At 32.2% G+C, this 13,383-nt stretch carries 13 protein-coding genes; 6 read left to right on the top strand and 7 right to left on the bottom strand.

Annotated features, from left to right (window positions below; genetic code table 11):
* Positions 1 to 28: 28 nt before the first annotated feature.
* The 5 genes from N5D46_RS03835 to N5D46_RS03855 all read right to left on the bottom strand — a co-directional run bounded on the left by N5D46_RS03835 (position 29) and on the right by N5D46_RS03855 (position 6,030).
* Positions 29 to 1,597: a G-D-S-L family lipolytic protein gene (locus N5D46_RS03835; RefSeq protein WP_280049227.1), complete on the bottom strand. Its 1,569-nt coding sequence runs from the start codon at positions 1,595 to 1,597 to the stop codon at positions 29 to 31.
* Positions 1,598 to 1,606: 9 nt separating this feature from the next.
* Positions 1,607 to 2,839, bottom strand: coding sequence for an outer membrane protein transport protein (locus tag N5D46_RS03840; protein ID WP_280049228.1), 1,233 nt, complete (start codon positions 2,837 to 2,839; stop codon positions 1,607 to 1,609).
* 138 nt (positions 2,840 to 2,977) lie between these two features.
* Positions 2,978 to 4,189, bottom strand: a complete 1,212-nt coding sequence (locus N5D46_RS03845) for an NAD(P)/FAD-dependent oxidoreductase (RefSeq protein WP_125349925.1) — start codon at positions 4,187 to 4,189, stop codon at positions 2,978 to 2,980.
* Between the two features lie 69 nt (positions 4,190 to 4,258).
* Positions 4,259 to 5,095 (bottom strand): universal stress protein, encoded by an 837-nt coding sequence (locus N5D46_RS03850; protein WP_125349926.1) that lies wholly within the window; start codon positions 5,093 to 5,095, stop codon positions 4,259 to 4,261.
* Positions 5,096 to 5,202: 107 nt separating this feature from the next.
* Positions 5,203 to 6,030, bottom strand: a complete 828-nt coding sequence (locus N5D46_RS03855) for a universal stress protein (protein ID WP_114998314.1) — start codon at positions 6,028 to 6,030, stop codon at positions 5,203 to 5,205.
* Between the two features lie 165 nt (positions 6,031 to 6,195).
* Here N5D46_RS03855 and N5D46_RS03860 point away from each other — a divergent pair, with 165 nt between their 5' ends.
* Complete coding sequence (locus N5D46_RS03860; RefSeq protein ID WP_114998316.1) at positions 6,196 to 6,702, top strand: acyl-CoA thioesterase; 507 nt, start codon at positions 6,196 to 6,198, stop codon at positions 6,700 to 6,702.
* 4 nt (positions 6,703 to 6,706) lie between these two features.
* Entirely contained in the window at positions 6,707 to 7,777 is a 1,071-nt protein-coding gene (gene thiL, locus N5D46_RS03865; RefSeq protein ID WP_280049229.1) for a thiamine-phosphate kinase, read from the top strand.
* A 394-nt stretch (positions 7,778 to 8,171) separates the two neighbouring features.
* Here thiL and rpmA read toward each other — a convergent pair whose 3' ends face one another.
* Positions 8,172 to 8,429 (bottom strand): 50S ribosomal protein L27, encoded by a 258-nt coding sequence (gene rpmA, locus N5D46_RS03870; RefSeq protein WP_038334883.1) that lies wholly within the window; start codon positions 8,427 to 8,429, stop codon positions 8,172 to 8,174.
* Between the two features lie 43 nt (positions 8,430 to 8,472).
* Positions 8,473 to 8,778, bottom strand: coding sequence for a 50S ribosomal protein L21 (gene rplU, locus N5D46_RS03875; RefSeq protein ID WP_019975660.1), 306 nt, complete (start codon positions 8,776 to 8,778; stop codon positions 8,473 to 8,475).
* Positions 8,779 to 8,955: 177 nt separating this feature from the next.
* On the opposite strand from rplU, the gene N5D46_RS03880 reads away from it, so the two are divergent.
* From N5D46_RS03880 to meaB, 4 genes are all read left to right on the top strand, one after another.
* Positions 8,956 to 9,195 (top strand): FeoA family protein, encoded by a 240-nt coding sequence (locus tag N5D46_RS03880; protein ID WP_114998322.1) that lies wholly within the window; start codon positions 8,956 to 8,958, stop codon positions 9,193 to 9,195.
* Positions 9,195 to 11,294, top strand: a complete 2,100-nt coding sequence (gene feoB, locus N5D46_RS03885; RefSeq protein ID WP_280049230.1) for a ferrous iron transport protein B — start codon at positions 9,195 to 9,197, stop codon at positions 11,292 to 11,294. Before N5D46_RS03880 ends, feoB begins: the two co-directional genes overlap by 1 nt.
* Positions 11,295 to 11,595: 301 nt before the next feature.
* On the top strand, positions 11,596 to 12,210 hold the full coding sequence (locus N5D46_RS03890; protein ID WP_280049231.1) for a helix-turn-helix domain-containing protein: 615 nt from the start codon (positions 11,596 to 11,598) through the stop codon (positions 12,208 to 12,210).
* A gap of 169 nt (positions 12,211 to 12,379) precedes the next feature.
* Positions 12,380 to 13,357 carry a methylmalonyl Co-A mutase-associated GTPase MeaB gene (gene meaB / locus N5D46_RS03895; RefSeq protein ID WP_125349934.1) on the top strand — a complete coding sequence of 326 codons (978 nt, stop codon included), beginning with the start codon at positions 12,380 to 12,382 and terminating at the stop codon, positions 13,355 to 13,357.
* The last annotated feature ends 26 nt before the right edge of the window (positions 13,358 to 13,383 follow it).

The raw sequence follows: 13,383 nt of genomic DNA on the forward strand, positions 1-13,383 counted from the left end.
GCGGATTTTTTATTATCTAAACATCCAATTAAGGAATTGCAATACCTGGATAATTCCCTGGGTAAACATGTCTTAAAGTTGAATGATATTTTTTATTGATTGCATCAGCAAACATATTTGCGACAATTGCATATCCAGTTCCTGTTAAGTGAACTCCATCTAATGAGAACGCTCCACCAGAAACGAAAGTTGTTGTATATGTTTGTCCGTAATATTTAATTCCTGATTGAGAACTTAATTTTTTCATTTCAGAATATGTATCAACTAAAGCTAAATTATAAGCAGTTGCTAATTCAGCAATTGCTGCATTGTATTTAATTACAGCTGCTTCTGCTTTCGCAGTTTCTTTTGCTGTTAATACATAATTATCTGTCATTGGATAACTAACACCTACTACTGCTAATTTACCAGCTTCTTCTTGAGTTAATCCTAATTTCATTAACGCTGCAACTTGATTTGTATCAACTTTTCCAATTACAGAAGAAGAAGTTAAAACCAATAAATCTTTCGCTGTTGCTTGACGAGCTTGACCATAAATCATCCCAAATAAAGTTGCTTTTGCAGCTCCAATTTTAGGAGTAAGTGCAGCAGTGATTGTAGCTGATAAATCTGCTAAATCTTTATCTTTAATTACTACAGCACTTGCAGCATTCTTAGAAAAAAAGATTTTTCTTTCTGAAGCTCCAACCGCATCAAATACTTGATTTAATCCTGCATAAGTTGCATTCAATTCATCAATCATTGATGCAAAACTTGGGTTTGCAGGCGATAATGGTGCGTATGGAACCGTTGTAAAATATGGAATAGATGTTACAGAAGGAATATTTGCGATAACTCCTTTTGCTCCTACCGCTGTTAATGCTTTTAATCCATCATTAATTGTAGATTTTACCACATTTACATTAGAAATATCATTACTTCCATAAGTTCTTGGATCAACATTATTTGTTTCATTATGATCTACTCCAACTCCTCCAGATGTTGCATAACCTAATACATCATTGTTCCCAATCCAATAAGAGAAAAATGTTGGCTTTTGAGCAACTGCATCTGCAACTACAGAAGTTGTCGCACCACTTGCAAAACGTACAAAATAAGGATTCGCTGTTGCTGGATCAGTTTTTAAGCCTGCTGGATTTCCATAACCTGGCGCAACTAAATGATAAGACTTAGCACCTGGAACTCCCATATTTTGAAACTTTCCTTTATCTGCTAAGATATCTAAAGCCCCACCCGCAGCACTTGGAACTGGTGTTAAAGCTCCATTTACAATTTGTAAATTCAATTTACCTGGAAAACCTGGTAAATCAGTAAATCCACCTGTATCATTTGACATATATGGAATTTTAAATTCTCCTCCTCCTGCAGCTTTCATCAATCCAGCTAACATGTTTGGGTAAGAATTTTCTTGTCCAGATTTGTACAATGCATTATCTCTATAACCAGAAGTTAATGAGTTTCCTAATGCGATATATTTTTGAAAATTAGCTTCTCCTGCAGATATTTGAATATCTTCTATTGGATGCTTAAAGTCGTCATCACAACTAAACATCGTAGCAGCTAATGCAACTAATACTATTTTATTTAAATGTTTCATTTTGTAGTCTTATTTAAGGTTGTACGTTAATCCTAAACCAAAGTTGATTGCACGCATTTTAACATCTCCAGAGAAGTTTTGTTCGATATTATTAATGTGTCTCTCATCTCCTTTTACATATGATCCAAATAAATCAACATGAAAACCTGACTCAAATCTAAATCCTAATCCAGCTGAAACTGAATTCAAGTTAGAACTTGGTGTTTCTGATGACCAATAAGCTGATGGAACTGGTGATTTATCATGATAATAACCAACACGTCCAACAATCATCTCGCTGAAAGTATACTCTGCTCCAAAACGGAATAATGTATTGTCTTTCCAGTTTTTCGTAGAAGATGATGTGTAGAAAGTATTAGAAGCATCATTATATAAATTGATATCTAAACTTTTATAACGTGTCCAGTTTTGCCAAACTACATCTCCAAAAAGTTCTAATTGTGGTAAAACTTTGTAAGACATTCCAAATGTAAACTCTGATGGTAATGGTAAAGTTGTATTCCATTTATCTGTATTAAAAGGCACATTAGATGCAATTCCAGAAGGAACATTCGACCATGTAACATCACCTTTGTTTGCAGAAATATCTACATTAGAACGGTACGCAATTCCAACTCCAAATTTATCTGTTGGCTTGAACATTGCTCCAACATTAAATCCTAAACCATGAGCATCTTTATCCTCTAATTTAAGTTTAATATCATTTCCAGCAACTGTTTGTACTTTCTCTAATTTAGCTGTTCCGTGTGTATAAATGAAACCTACACCCAAACTAAACCAATCAGAAAAACGATATGCAACCGTTGGCTGAATATTGAATGCTTTCAAGTCAATATGTGTAATATTTGCTTTGTTTTGCCAATCTTCTGGCCACGTAACCGAACTACCAAAAGGTGTCGTAACACTCAATCCAATTGCTAAATCATCTACAGGCTTGTAACTAACTGCCAAATACATTGGTGTTCCTAATTTATTATCTGTTTCTGCTTTTTGTAACGTCATTGGATCTTGCCATTTTACGTCAGTTTTTACACCAAAACCTCCGACAGCAATACTCAATTTACTATCAACAAAAGCTAAACCTGCAGGATTATAAAACGCAACACTCGCATCGTGAGTTTGTGTTGCAGAAGTTCCCCCCAATGCTGCTTGGCGAACTCCTTGTAAAGCAACTCGGTATCCACCTGCAAATGCAGAAGAAGATAAGCCGATTAATGCTAAGGTTAAGAAAATTTTCTTCATATTTTTTGTTCGTTTTTAATAATTCCTTTAAACAAAAATAACATAATTTTATAATAATGTTATGTTAACATAATAAATTTTGAAAAAATCTTTATTCTTAAGGCTTTCAGCCAGAATAACATTCGTGTAAAATATACACTATTGATAAATTTCTTTGATTTTTTCAGATATAATATAACCTTCAGACCAACACGCCTGAAAATTGAATCCACCTGTTATAGCATCAATATTTAAAACCTCTCCAGCCATAAACAATTGTGGGATTTTTTTTGCTTGCATCGAATGAAAATCAATTTCTTTCAAATCGACACCGCCTGCCGTTACAAACTCATCTTTGAACGTACTTTTTCCATTAATTTGGTATTTTCCTTGCGTCAATTCTCTTGCAATTGCTTCGATGTGTTTTTTCGATAAATCTGCATAAACCTTGTTTTCATCTACATTACAATAGCTCAGAATACTAAACCAAAAACGCTTCGGAAAATCGAATGGATTATTTTTATGCACATTTTTCTTAGCATCAACTTGTTTTTTATCATTCAAAAATGAAATGATTTCGTCTTTAGATTGATTTACAAAATTGATTTCAGTTTCGAATTTATAATTGCTTTCATTCAATTTTAAAGCACCCCAAGCTGATAATCTCAAAATCGCTGGTCCACTAAATCCCCAATGCGTAATTAGTAACGGACCTTCTTCTTCTAATTTTTGTTGATTGATTTTGACTTCAGCATTATCGAAAGAAATTCCCATCAATCCTTCAATTCGAGGATCTTTGCAATTAAACGTGAATAAAGAAGGAACTGGTTGAACGATTTTCAAACCTATATTTTTCAAACTTTTCCAAAATTTAGGCGTACTTCCTGTTGTCACAATCACCGTTTCGAAAAAATGTTTTCCTGATTTTGTTATCAATTCATAACCACCATCAACTTTATTAATTTCTTGCACACCGTCTGAGAAATTAAGCTGAACTTTATTTTTATCAACCGCTTTTGTCAAAGCCTCTATAATCGAAAGTGAAGAATCGCTAACTGGAAAAATACGGTTATCGTCTTCTATTTTCAATTCTACTCCGCGCTCATCAAACCAAGCCATTGTATCACCCGGTTGAAACGTGTAAAAAACACTTAATAATTCCTTTCTTCCACGCGGATAAAACTCGACCAAATCAAGCGGATCAAAACATGCATGCGTAACATTACATCTTCCTCCGCCCGAAATGCGTACTTTTTGAAGCGGTAAATTTGCTTGTTCAAACAATATAGTTTGTTGTCCTACAGTTTTTCCAAGGTTTGCAGCAACAAAATATCCTGCGGCACCACCTCCTACTATGGCTATTCTTTTCACGAGACAAAGGTAAAGTTTTATTTTTAACAGAATTTTTGATAAAAAAAGGAAATGTTTTCACATCTCCTTCTAAACTTTTTGTTCATGAAAAACGAACAAAGGTGTAATATTTTTATTTGCAATTTTCTTTGTAAATCCTGGTGAAAAAATCTTATCAAAAAACCCTTTATTGCGGCTTACAACCGTCAACAAATCTATTTGTTTTTCCTTAATGAAATCCAACACTGCATTTACAGGATCTGCATCATGATAAACTTCGAATACAATTGGATCTCCAGCAAACTGATCTTGCCAATCTTTCATCGCTTGTTCATTAAACTTTCCGTCTTTCGAAACGTGCATACAATGAATTTTTGCATGATGACGATTAGCAATTTCAATCAAATATTTCAACGCATCTTTATCTTTTTGATCAAAAACAGTAGTAAAACCAATATTTTTAAACCCTTTGAAAGACATTCCATGCGGAATACTAAGAATTGGAACTTTCATCGACGTAATCGCATTTATCGTATTCGAACCGAAAAGCATTTTTTCTATTCCTGAATTTCCGTCTGTTCCCATCACTACAAAATCAACGCTTTCTTCTCCAATAATTTCACGTAAAATATATAAGAAATTTCCTTCTTCTAAGATAAATTTGATTGGAATTTCATTCAAATCATTTTCAACAGCTATTTGTCTTAATTGCGGAATATTATCTTTGAAGTTGTCAAAACTTCCTAATTCTACCGTTTCATATACATTCTGAATCAATCCAGCACTCAAACTTCCTGTAATCATTGGCAATTCGTAAACATGCAACACATAAACTTGTGCATCGATACTTTTTGCAAGATTTAGTGCATATAAAAAGGCGTTATTAGCTGTTTCTGAGAAATCTGTCGGGAACAATATTTTTTTCATCTTTTCGTGTTTTGTACTCAAAAGTTACGAATAATTTTATTTCAACACGAAAAAAGCTCAATCTATTTCTACAGATTAAGCTTTTTGTATATTCAGTATAAATTATCTTATTCGTGGAAAACAAACAAAGGCACGTTGTGTTGTGTCAAAATTTTCTTTGTAAAACTTGGTGAAAATAATTTCTCGAAGAAGCCTTTGTTACGGCTAACTACTGTCAACAAATCAATTTTTTCTTCTTTAATAAATTCCAAAACTGCATCTACAGATTCATCCGCAGTATAAATAAAAAAATCTACAGGTTCATCTTTATAATATTCTTTCCAATGATTAAGCGTCGGAATATCGTAATTTCCATCTTTCGAAACGTGTAAGCAATGCACTTTTGCTTTATAGCGATAAGCAATTTCGGTTAAATAATCTAAGGCTTTGCGGTCTTTATCTTGGAAAATTGTCGTAAATCCAATATTATTTATTCCTTTGAATTCGTAACCATTTGGCACGCTCAATACCGGAATTTTAAGATGTTTTATTGCATTCATCGTATTCGAACCAAAAAGGACTTTATCAAATCCTGTATTTCCAGTCGTTCCCATTACTACAAAATCCACTTTTTCATCTTCGATAAATGTTGGCAATACAAACGAAAGCATTCCTTCTTTTACGAAAAATTTCAAATCAACATTTGCAAAACCATTATCCTCAGCCATTTTTCTCAAGAACGGAATATGATCTTTTAAATTCTCGAAATTATTTAATTCAATTGTATTATAAACATCTTGCAAAATACCAGCATCGATTCCTCCACTTACCATTGGATACTGAAAAGCATGCAAAACATATAATTCTGCATTTTGATTTTCGGCTAAATTTAACGCATACAAAAACGCATTATTTGCTGTTTCTGAAAAATCTGTTGGAAATAATATTTTTTTCATAATCTGTCTGTTTAATAGCTTTTTAAAGATACAAATTATTAAATATCTATATTTTAATTTGATGTTAAATCTTATTGTTTTTTATTATTTACGATGATTAAAAATATTATCATTTTCGTATAAATAGTAATCCGTAACTTTGTACCTTAAATAATTTTTCAATTCATGAATAATAAATATTTTCAAAAAACCATTATTCGATGGTCAGATTTGGATGCTAATCGCCATTTAGCGAACGCTTCGTATATGAATTTTACAAGTTTTGCACGTATTGCTTTTTTGAGAGATTATGGCATTTCGATGAAAAATTTGGAGGAATATGGAATTGGACCAGCTATTTTGCACGAACAATTTTCTTTTTTTAAGGAAGCAATGGAAGGTGAAGAAATTTATATTTCGGTAGAAATTGGTGGAATGTCGGAAGATGGAATGATTTATCAATTTATTCATAATTTATATAACCAAGATGGTGTACATCTTTGCCATTCTGAATTGACAGGTGTTTGGTTTTCGATGTCGAAAAGAAAAATGCAAGCACCACCAACAGAAATGTTAGAAAATATTAAAAAATCATTTGAAGGACAAACCGTCAAAACAATGTCGAAACAGGACATTATCAATTTACCTTTTCGTTCAGAAAATATAGATCCTTCAATCTTTACTCAAAAATAAAATCATGTTAGAAGATAAAAACGTTTCAAAAACAAGTTTAGCCGAAATTGGAGAATTTGGTTTAATTAACCAAATCAAAGAAGGTTTTCCAATCAAATTAGAAAGTTCTATCAAAGGAATTGGTGACGATGCGGCTGTTCTTGATTATAAAAAAGAGAAAATTGTGGTTTCTACTGATATGTTAGTAGAAGGCGTAAATTTTAGCTGGTCGTATATGCCTTTACGTCACTTGGGGTACAAAGCGGTTGTGACGGCAATTAGTGATATTTTGGCGATGAATGCTATTCCAAAACAATTGTTGATTTCGATGGCAATTTCGAATCGTTTTACGATAGAAGCTGTGGACGAAATTTACAACGGAATGAAATACGCTTGCGATAAATACAATATCGATATTGTGGGAGGCGATACAACTTCTTCTGTTAGCGGACTTGTTTTGAGTATGACTGCAATTGGCTCGGCTCCAGAAAAAGATTTGACTTATAGAAATGGTGCGAAGGAAAATGATTTGGTTGTTCTTTCTGGAGATTTAGGTGCTTCTTTTCTTGGTTTGCAAGTTTTGGAACGCGAAGCGCAAGTTTCAAAAGTGAATCCTAATAATCAACCAGATTTCGAAAATTATTCATATTTAATTGAACGTCAATTAAAACCTGAAGCGCGTTTGGATATTATCAATCTTTTGAAAGAGTTGAAAGTTAAACCAACTTCTATGATTGATATTTCGGACGGATTATCTTCTGAAATTATTCATCTCTCAAAAGAAAGTGGTGTTGGAATTAATATATACGAAGAAAAAATCCCGTTAGATTCTGTTGTTATTCGCACAGCCGAAGAATTCAAAATCAATCCAATCACATGTGCTTTAAGCGGTGGAGAAGATTACGAATTATTGTTTACAATTGATCAAAAAGATTTTGAAAAAATCAAAGGAAATCCACATTTAACGGTAATTGGTCATGTAACTGGTAAAAACGAAGAAAACTATTTGATTACTCGTGGAAGTGAGCAAATGGTTCCATTAACTGCACAAGGTTGGGGAATTGAAACAGAAGACGAAGAAGTAGTTTTAGACTGAATTTATTTCAGTTTCTCATCAAATATAAAATCAAAAGCATTCAAGGAATTGAGTGCTTTTTTAGTTGAAATAAGTTGTATTTTAGTTTATTTTTTAAATTATGTCTAGAAAATTTTCAATAAAAAATACGTTATTCTCAACAGGAATTGTTTTGATATCATTATCATTCATAATGTTTATTTATGCAATGAGTATGTTTACAGCAAGAGGAAATTTCAGTAAGTTCTCTGTGAAAATTTCTGAAATATGTCTAGTTTTTTGGTTTCCAACTTTAATTATTGGTGTCATTATTTTTATACTTGTTGCTGTATTAAAAAACTATAAAAACAAAAAAAGCTCGAACCAATAAGTTCGAGCTTTTATATTGTTAGCATTTTCGCTGTCGAATTATCAATTAAGATAATGGTTCAACTGAAACGTAAGATCTATCGTTACGTTTTTTAGTGAAAACTACTTTTCCGTCAATTAAAGCGAATAATGTGTGATCTTTACCGATTCCTACATTATCACCAGGATGATGTTGAGTACCTCTTTGACGAACAATAATGTTACCAGCGATTGCTGCTTGTCCACCAAAAATTTTAACACCTAAACGTTTCGAATGTGATTCACGACCATTTTTCGAACTTCCGACCCCTTTCTTATGTGCCATTTCGTTTTGTTTTTAAGAGTTAATAATTAATCTCAGCTCAATCTTAACCGATTGAAGCTACTTCAATTTTAGTGAATTGTTGACGATGACCGTTAGACTTTTGGTAACCTTTTCTTCTTTTCTTTTTGAAAACGATTACTTTGTCTCCTTTCACGTGTTCAACGATTTTAGCTACTACGGTAACTCCGTCTATAACTGGGGCGCCGACAGTGATTGCTCCGTTATCTGTTAATAAAACACGGTCGAATTTTACTTCGTCACCTGCTTCACCAGCTAAACGGTTTACAAACAATTGTTGGTCTTTTTCAACTTTGTATTGAAGCCCTGCTATCTCTACAATTGCGTACATAAATTAATGTTTATAAATGAAAATTGAGTGCAAAGATAATCAAAATTTTGAATTTAGATACTTGAATTCATTGAAATTTAATTAGAAAGATAAAAAAACTATGACATATCTTCTATTTGGATTAATTAAAAATAAGTATCTTTGCCTTTGAGATAATTCATAGATAGATTGGTAGAAATGATTGAAAATTATTCTTTAAAAGATTTAAAAATTGGCGAACAAGCAGTTGTAACAGGGTTTAGTACCGAAGATATTCCTGCAAAGTTTTATGAAATGGGCTTTATTCCTGGAACAAGTTTATTGGTAAAAAATAAGGCTCCGTTTGGTGGTCCTATTTGCATTAGTATCATCTCTAACAAGTCTGTTTTAGCTTTAAGAAGAAACGAAGCCGATAAAATTTTGATAACAAAAAAATAATGAATCATTATAAAATTGCCTTAATTGGTAACCCAAATGTTGGTAAAACTTCGTTATTTAATAAATTAACAAATCTTCGTCAAAAAGTTGGGAATTATCCAGGTGTGACGGTAGAAAAACGCGAAGGTAAAATAGAACGAAATGGAAATAAATTCCAAATTACAGATTTTCCCGGAACGTATACAATTTATCCAAGCTCTTTGGATGAAGAAATTGTTTTCAAAACTTTAGGAGACAAAACCAATAACCATTACCCAAATTTGGCGATTGTTGTTGGTGAACCATCTAATCTAAAACGATCGATTTTGTTGTACCAACAAGTTCGAGATTTAGACGTTCCTGCGATTTTTGTCATCAATATGAAAGATGAAATCAAAAGCAAGGGATTAAATATTGATTTGAAAAAGTTAGAAGATTTTCTTCAAACAAAAATATACTTAACAAACGCGCGTACAAGCGAAGGAATTGATGAATTAGTAGAAGCTTTTACAAAAGAGGCAACTCCATATAATCGTCATTACGAAATTCCGAAAGAGTATCTTTCTATTGTAGAAAAAATCAAGAATGAATTTAATCTTAAATCTGATTATTTAGCTTGGCAATATCTTTCACAGAAAGAAGTTCCGTTCGAATCGAAAGAAAATCTAAGTAAATTAGATACAATTAAAAAAGAAAATTCTATTGTTTCGAAACGATTACAAGTCAAAGAAGCCTTAGATCGAAATAAAATTTTAGAGGAAAAATTAAACGATATTATTTCGTATAATTTTGACGGAAATGAAACCTTAACCGATAAAATTGATAAAACATTGATTCATCCAGTTTTTGGATACATCATCTTTTTAGGAATTTTATTATTAATCTTTCAAGCTGTTTATGCGTGGTCTGCACCATTAATGACAATGGTCGAAGATTTATTTGGTTGGATTGACGAAAAAGCAATTAGTTTAATACCTGAAGGACCTATCAACGAAATCATTGGAGGTGCAATAATCCCAGGTATAGAAGGGATTGCCGTTTTCGTTCCGCAAATTGCCATTTTGTTTTTATTCATTTCAATAATGGAAGAAACGGGCTACATGAGCCGCGTGGTTTATTTAATGGACAGATGGTTAAAACCATTTGGATTAAGCGGAAAAAGTGTCGTTCCGTTAATTTCTGGAGTTGCCTGTGCCGTTCCTGCAATCATGTCTGCACGTAATATCGAAAATGACAAAGAGCGTCTATTAACGATACTTGTAACGCCTTTTATGACGTGTTCGGCTCGTTTACCAATTTACATCGTTTTAATTGCTTTAGTAATTCCCGACGAACATATTTTTGGATTAAGTTACCAAGCTTTGGCGTTATTTGTGATGTACATTTTAGGTGTTTTAGGCGCATTGGGAAGTGCTATTTTATTGAATTTAATCATTAAAGCAAAACATAAAAGTTACCTAATTTTAGAAATGCCAACATACAAACTTCCTGATTGGAAAAATGTTGGAATTAATGTTTGGGAAAAAACGTTAGGATTTTTAGTTGATGCGGGTAAAATCATATTTGCAATTTCGATTATTCTTTGGGTTTTAGGAACTTTCGGACCTGGAGAACAATTCAGAAATGCAGAAGAAATTGTAACTGCTCATCATCCAAAAATGAATGAAGAAGATTTAGCAAATGAAATTGCTTCTTATAAATTAGAACATTCTTATTTGGGTAGATTAGGGTCAGTTATAGAGCCAGTTGTAGAGCCATTAGGATACGATTGGAAGATGGGAATTGGTTTGATTTCGTCATTCGCTGCGCGTGAAGTTTTTGTCGGAACAATGTCAACGGTTTACAGTTTAGGAGAAGTTGATGTAGAGGACAATGGTCAAAAAGATCGTTTACTTCATCGTATGAAAAATGAGATTAACCAAAATACAGGAGAACCAGCATATAATCTTGCTACAGGAGTTTCGTTGTTGTTATTTTATGCATTCGCAATGCAATGCATGAGCACAATTGCAATCGTAAAACGCGAAACAAATTCTTGGATATGGACATTGATTCAGACAGGGTTTATGACAGGTTTGGCATATGTAGTTGCATTTATTGCATATCATTTTTTAAAATAATAGTATGGACAATATTTGGATACAATATATTTTTATCGCTTTCCTTTTCGGATTTGCAGTTTGGTATGTTGTAAAATTAATTAGAAGCTCATTTAGTTCAAAAGGAGATGGATGCTCAAAAGGCTGTGGTTGTTCTCCAAGCAAAGATGAATTTCAAAAAAGGGCTAACTCTTAAAAGTTAGCCTTTTTTATTTCAAAATTTCGGAGTATTTTTACAATAGTATAATCATTGAAAATCAATTATTTTAATGATTATCAATTGGTTTTATTTTATTAATTCGGAATATAAATTTTACAAAAAATGGAAACTTGGTTAATCATTTTATTATTAATTTCAGCGATAATTATCTTAGGATTAATTATTTACTTTGTTTCCAAAAAAACTAAACAATCAACTGAGATTTCTGTCGAAGAAATAAGTTCTGTAAAAGAGATTAAAGAAATTCCTTCTGAACCAATCAAAGAAGAGGTTACAAATAAAATCATTTCTCCAACTCCACCAACAGAGGTTATGATTGAAGAAAAACCAACGAATAACCTTAGCATTTCATCTAAAACCGAGAATGACTTACTTCGAAAATTAGAGTTATTTGAGAAGAATAAAGGCTTTACTAAGAAAGATATTAACCTTGCTTCATTATCAAAACAATTTGAAACGAATACAAAATACCTTTCCGAAATCATTAAAACTCATCGTCAAAAACAATTTAATTCCTATTTAAATGAGTTGAGAGTAAATTACATTGTGAATCGCCTTCAAAATGAGCCAAAATACATTAATACGAAAGTAAGTTATTTAGCAAGTGATTGCGGATTTGCTTCTCATAGCACATTTACCACAACTTTTACTCAAATCATGAACGAATCTCCTTCTGCTTTTGTAAAAAGAATTAAAGAGGAACAAAAAAAATCCTAATTACGAATTAATAAAGTTTATACAAATGAATTTTAAATAGATAATCATTTATATTCATTTTATTTTTTACACCAATTAATACAAGAGCAATATAAAACAACTTCACAAATTTCGATTGTATTTTTTTATTCTTAATTAAGACTTTATCTTTAATCTAAGATTGTGTCTTATGCGAAAAATTGACCCCGAAATACTTGCTCAAAAAATAAAAGAAGGCGATCGTTTTGCCTTATCAAGAGCTATTACACTAGCCGAAAGCAATCGTTTAGACGATTTGAAATTAGCGCAACATATCATTAGTTTATTACCTGTTTCCAAAACTTCAAAAAGAATTGCCATTACAGGAATTCCCGGTGTTGGTAAAAGTACTTTTATCGAATCTTTGGGGAAATATATTCTAAGTAAAGGTGAAAAAGTAGCGATTTTAGCAATTGATCCAAGTAGTTCCCTTTCAAAAGGAAGTATTTTAGGCGACAAAACACGCATGGAGGACTTATCGCGAGAAGAGAATGCTTATATACGTCCAAGCGCTTCTAACGGTTCTTTAGGTGGTGTTACCTCACGTACATATGAAGCAATTTTATTATGCGAAGCAGCAGGGTTTGAAAATATTTTGATTGAAACTGTCGGTGTTGGACAATCTGAAACCTTAGTAAATGAAATTTCAGATCTCTTCTTATTTCTTCAACTTCCGGGTTCTGGAGATGATTTACAAGGAATAAAACGAGGAATTATGGAAATGGCTGATTTAATTTTTGTCAATAAATCAGATTCGTTTCAAGAAAAATTAGTGAAAGATGCAAAATTGGATATTGTTCGTTCATTGCAATTTTTACCAACCAAATCTTCTCAATGGAAAAGAAAATCAATTATCGGTTCTGGATTAATCGGAAAAGGAATTCCTGAACTTTGGGAATTGGTCAATGATTATTTCAATTTTATTAATGAAAATAATTATTACGCATCAAACCGAGAAAAACAACAGCTTAATCAAGCGGAACGCTACACAATTGATTTGATTAATCAACAATTTTTAAAATTACTTAAGGAACACCCACTAGAATTAAGCAAAAATTTATCTGCATTCGAAATGGCAAAAGATTGGTTGAATAACCACACTGAAATTGATGAATTTCTTAATAAGTAAGTTTACGATTATTGAATCAAAATAAC

Origin of the sequence: Empedobacter sp. GD03865, from assembly GCF_029840775.1 — a bacterium.
In the GTDB taxonomy this organism is placed as follows: Bacteria; Bacteroidota; Bacteroidia; order Flavobacteriales; family Weeksellaceae; genus Empedobacter; species Empedobacter falsenii_B.

Excerpts from the sequence above, each read along its gene's own strand:
- meaB (WP_125349934.1), top strand. The coding sequence starts at position 12,380 with ATGCGAAAAATTGACCCCGAAATACTTGCTCAAAAAATAAAAGAAGGC.
- N5D46_RS03855 (WP_114998314.1), bottom strand. The coding sequence starts at position 6,030 with ATGAAAAAAATATTATTTCCAACAGATTTTTCAGAAACAGCAAATAAT.
- thiL (WP_280049229.1), top strand. The coding sequence starts at position 6,707 with ATGTTAGAAGATAAAAACGTTTCAAAAACAAGTTTAGCCGAAATTGGA.
- N5D46_RS03880 (WP_114998322.1), top strand. The coding sequence starts at position 8,956 with ATGATTGAAAATTATTCTTTAAAAGATTTAAAAATTGGCGAACAAGCA.
- N5D46_RS03890 (WP_280049231.1), top strand. The coding sequence starts at position 11,596 with ATGGAAACTTGGTTAATCATTTTATTATTAATTTCAGCGATAATTATC.
- feoB (WP_280049230.1), top strand. The coding sequence starts at position 9,195 with ATGAATCATTATAAAATTGCCTTAATTGGTAACCCAAATGTTGGTAAA.
- N5D46_RS03860 (WP_114998316.1), top strand. The coding sequence starts at position 6,196 with ATGAATAATAAATATTTTCAAAAAACCATTATTCGATGGTCAGATTTG.
- N5D46_RS03850 (WP_125349926.1), bottom strand. The coding sequence starts at position 5,095 with ATGAAAAAAATATTGTTCCCGACAGATTTCTCAGAAACAGCTAATAAC.
- N5D46_RS03840 (WP_280049228.1), bottom strand. The coding sequence starts at position 2,839 with ATGAAGAAAATTTTCTTAACCTTAGCATTAATCGGCTTATCTTCTTCT.
- rplU (WP_019975660.1), bottom strand. The coding sequence starts at position 8,778 with ATGTACGCAATTGTAGAGATAGCAGGGCTTCAATACAAAGTTGAAAAA.
- N5D46_RS03835 (WP_280049227.1), bottom strand. The coding sequence starts at position 1,597 with ATGAAACATTTAAATAAAATAGTATTAGTTGCATTAGCTGCTACGATG.
- rpmA (WP_038334883.1), bottom strand. The coding sequence starts at position 8,429 with ATGGCACATAAGAAAGGGGTCGGAAGTTCGAAAAATGGTCGTGAATCA.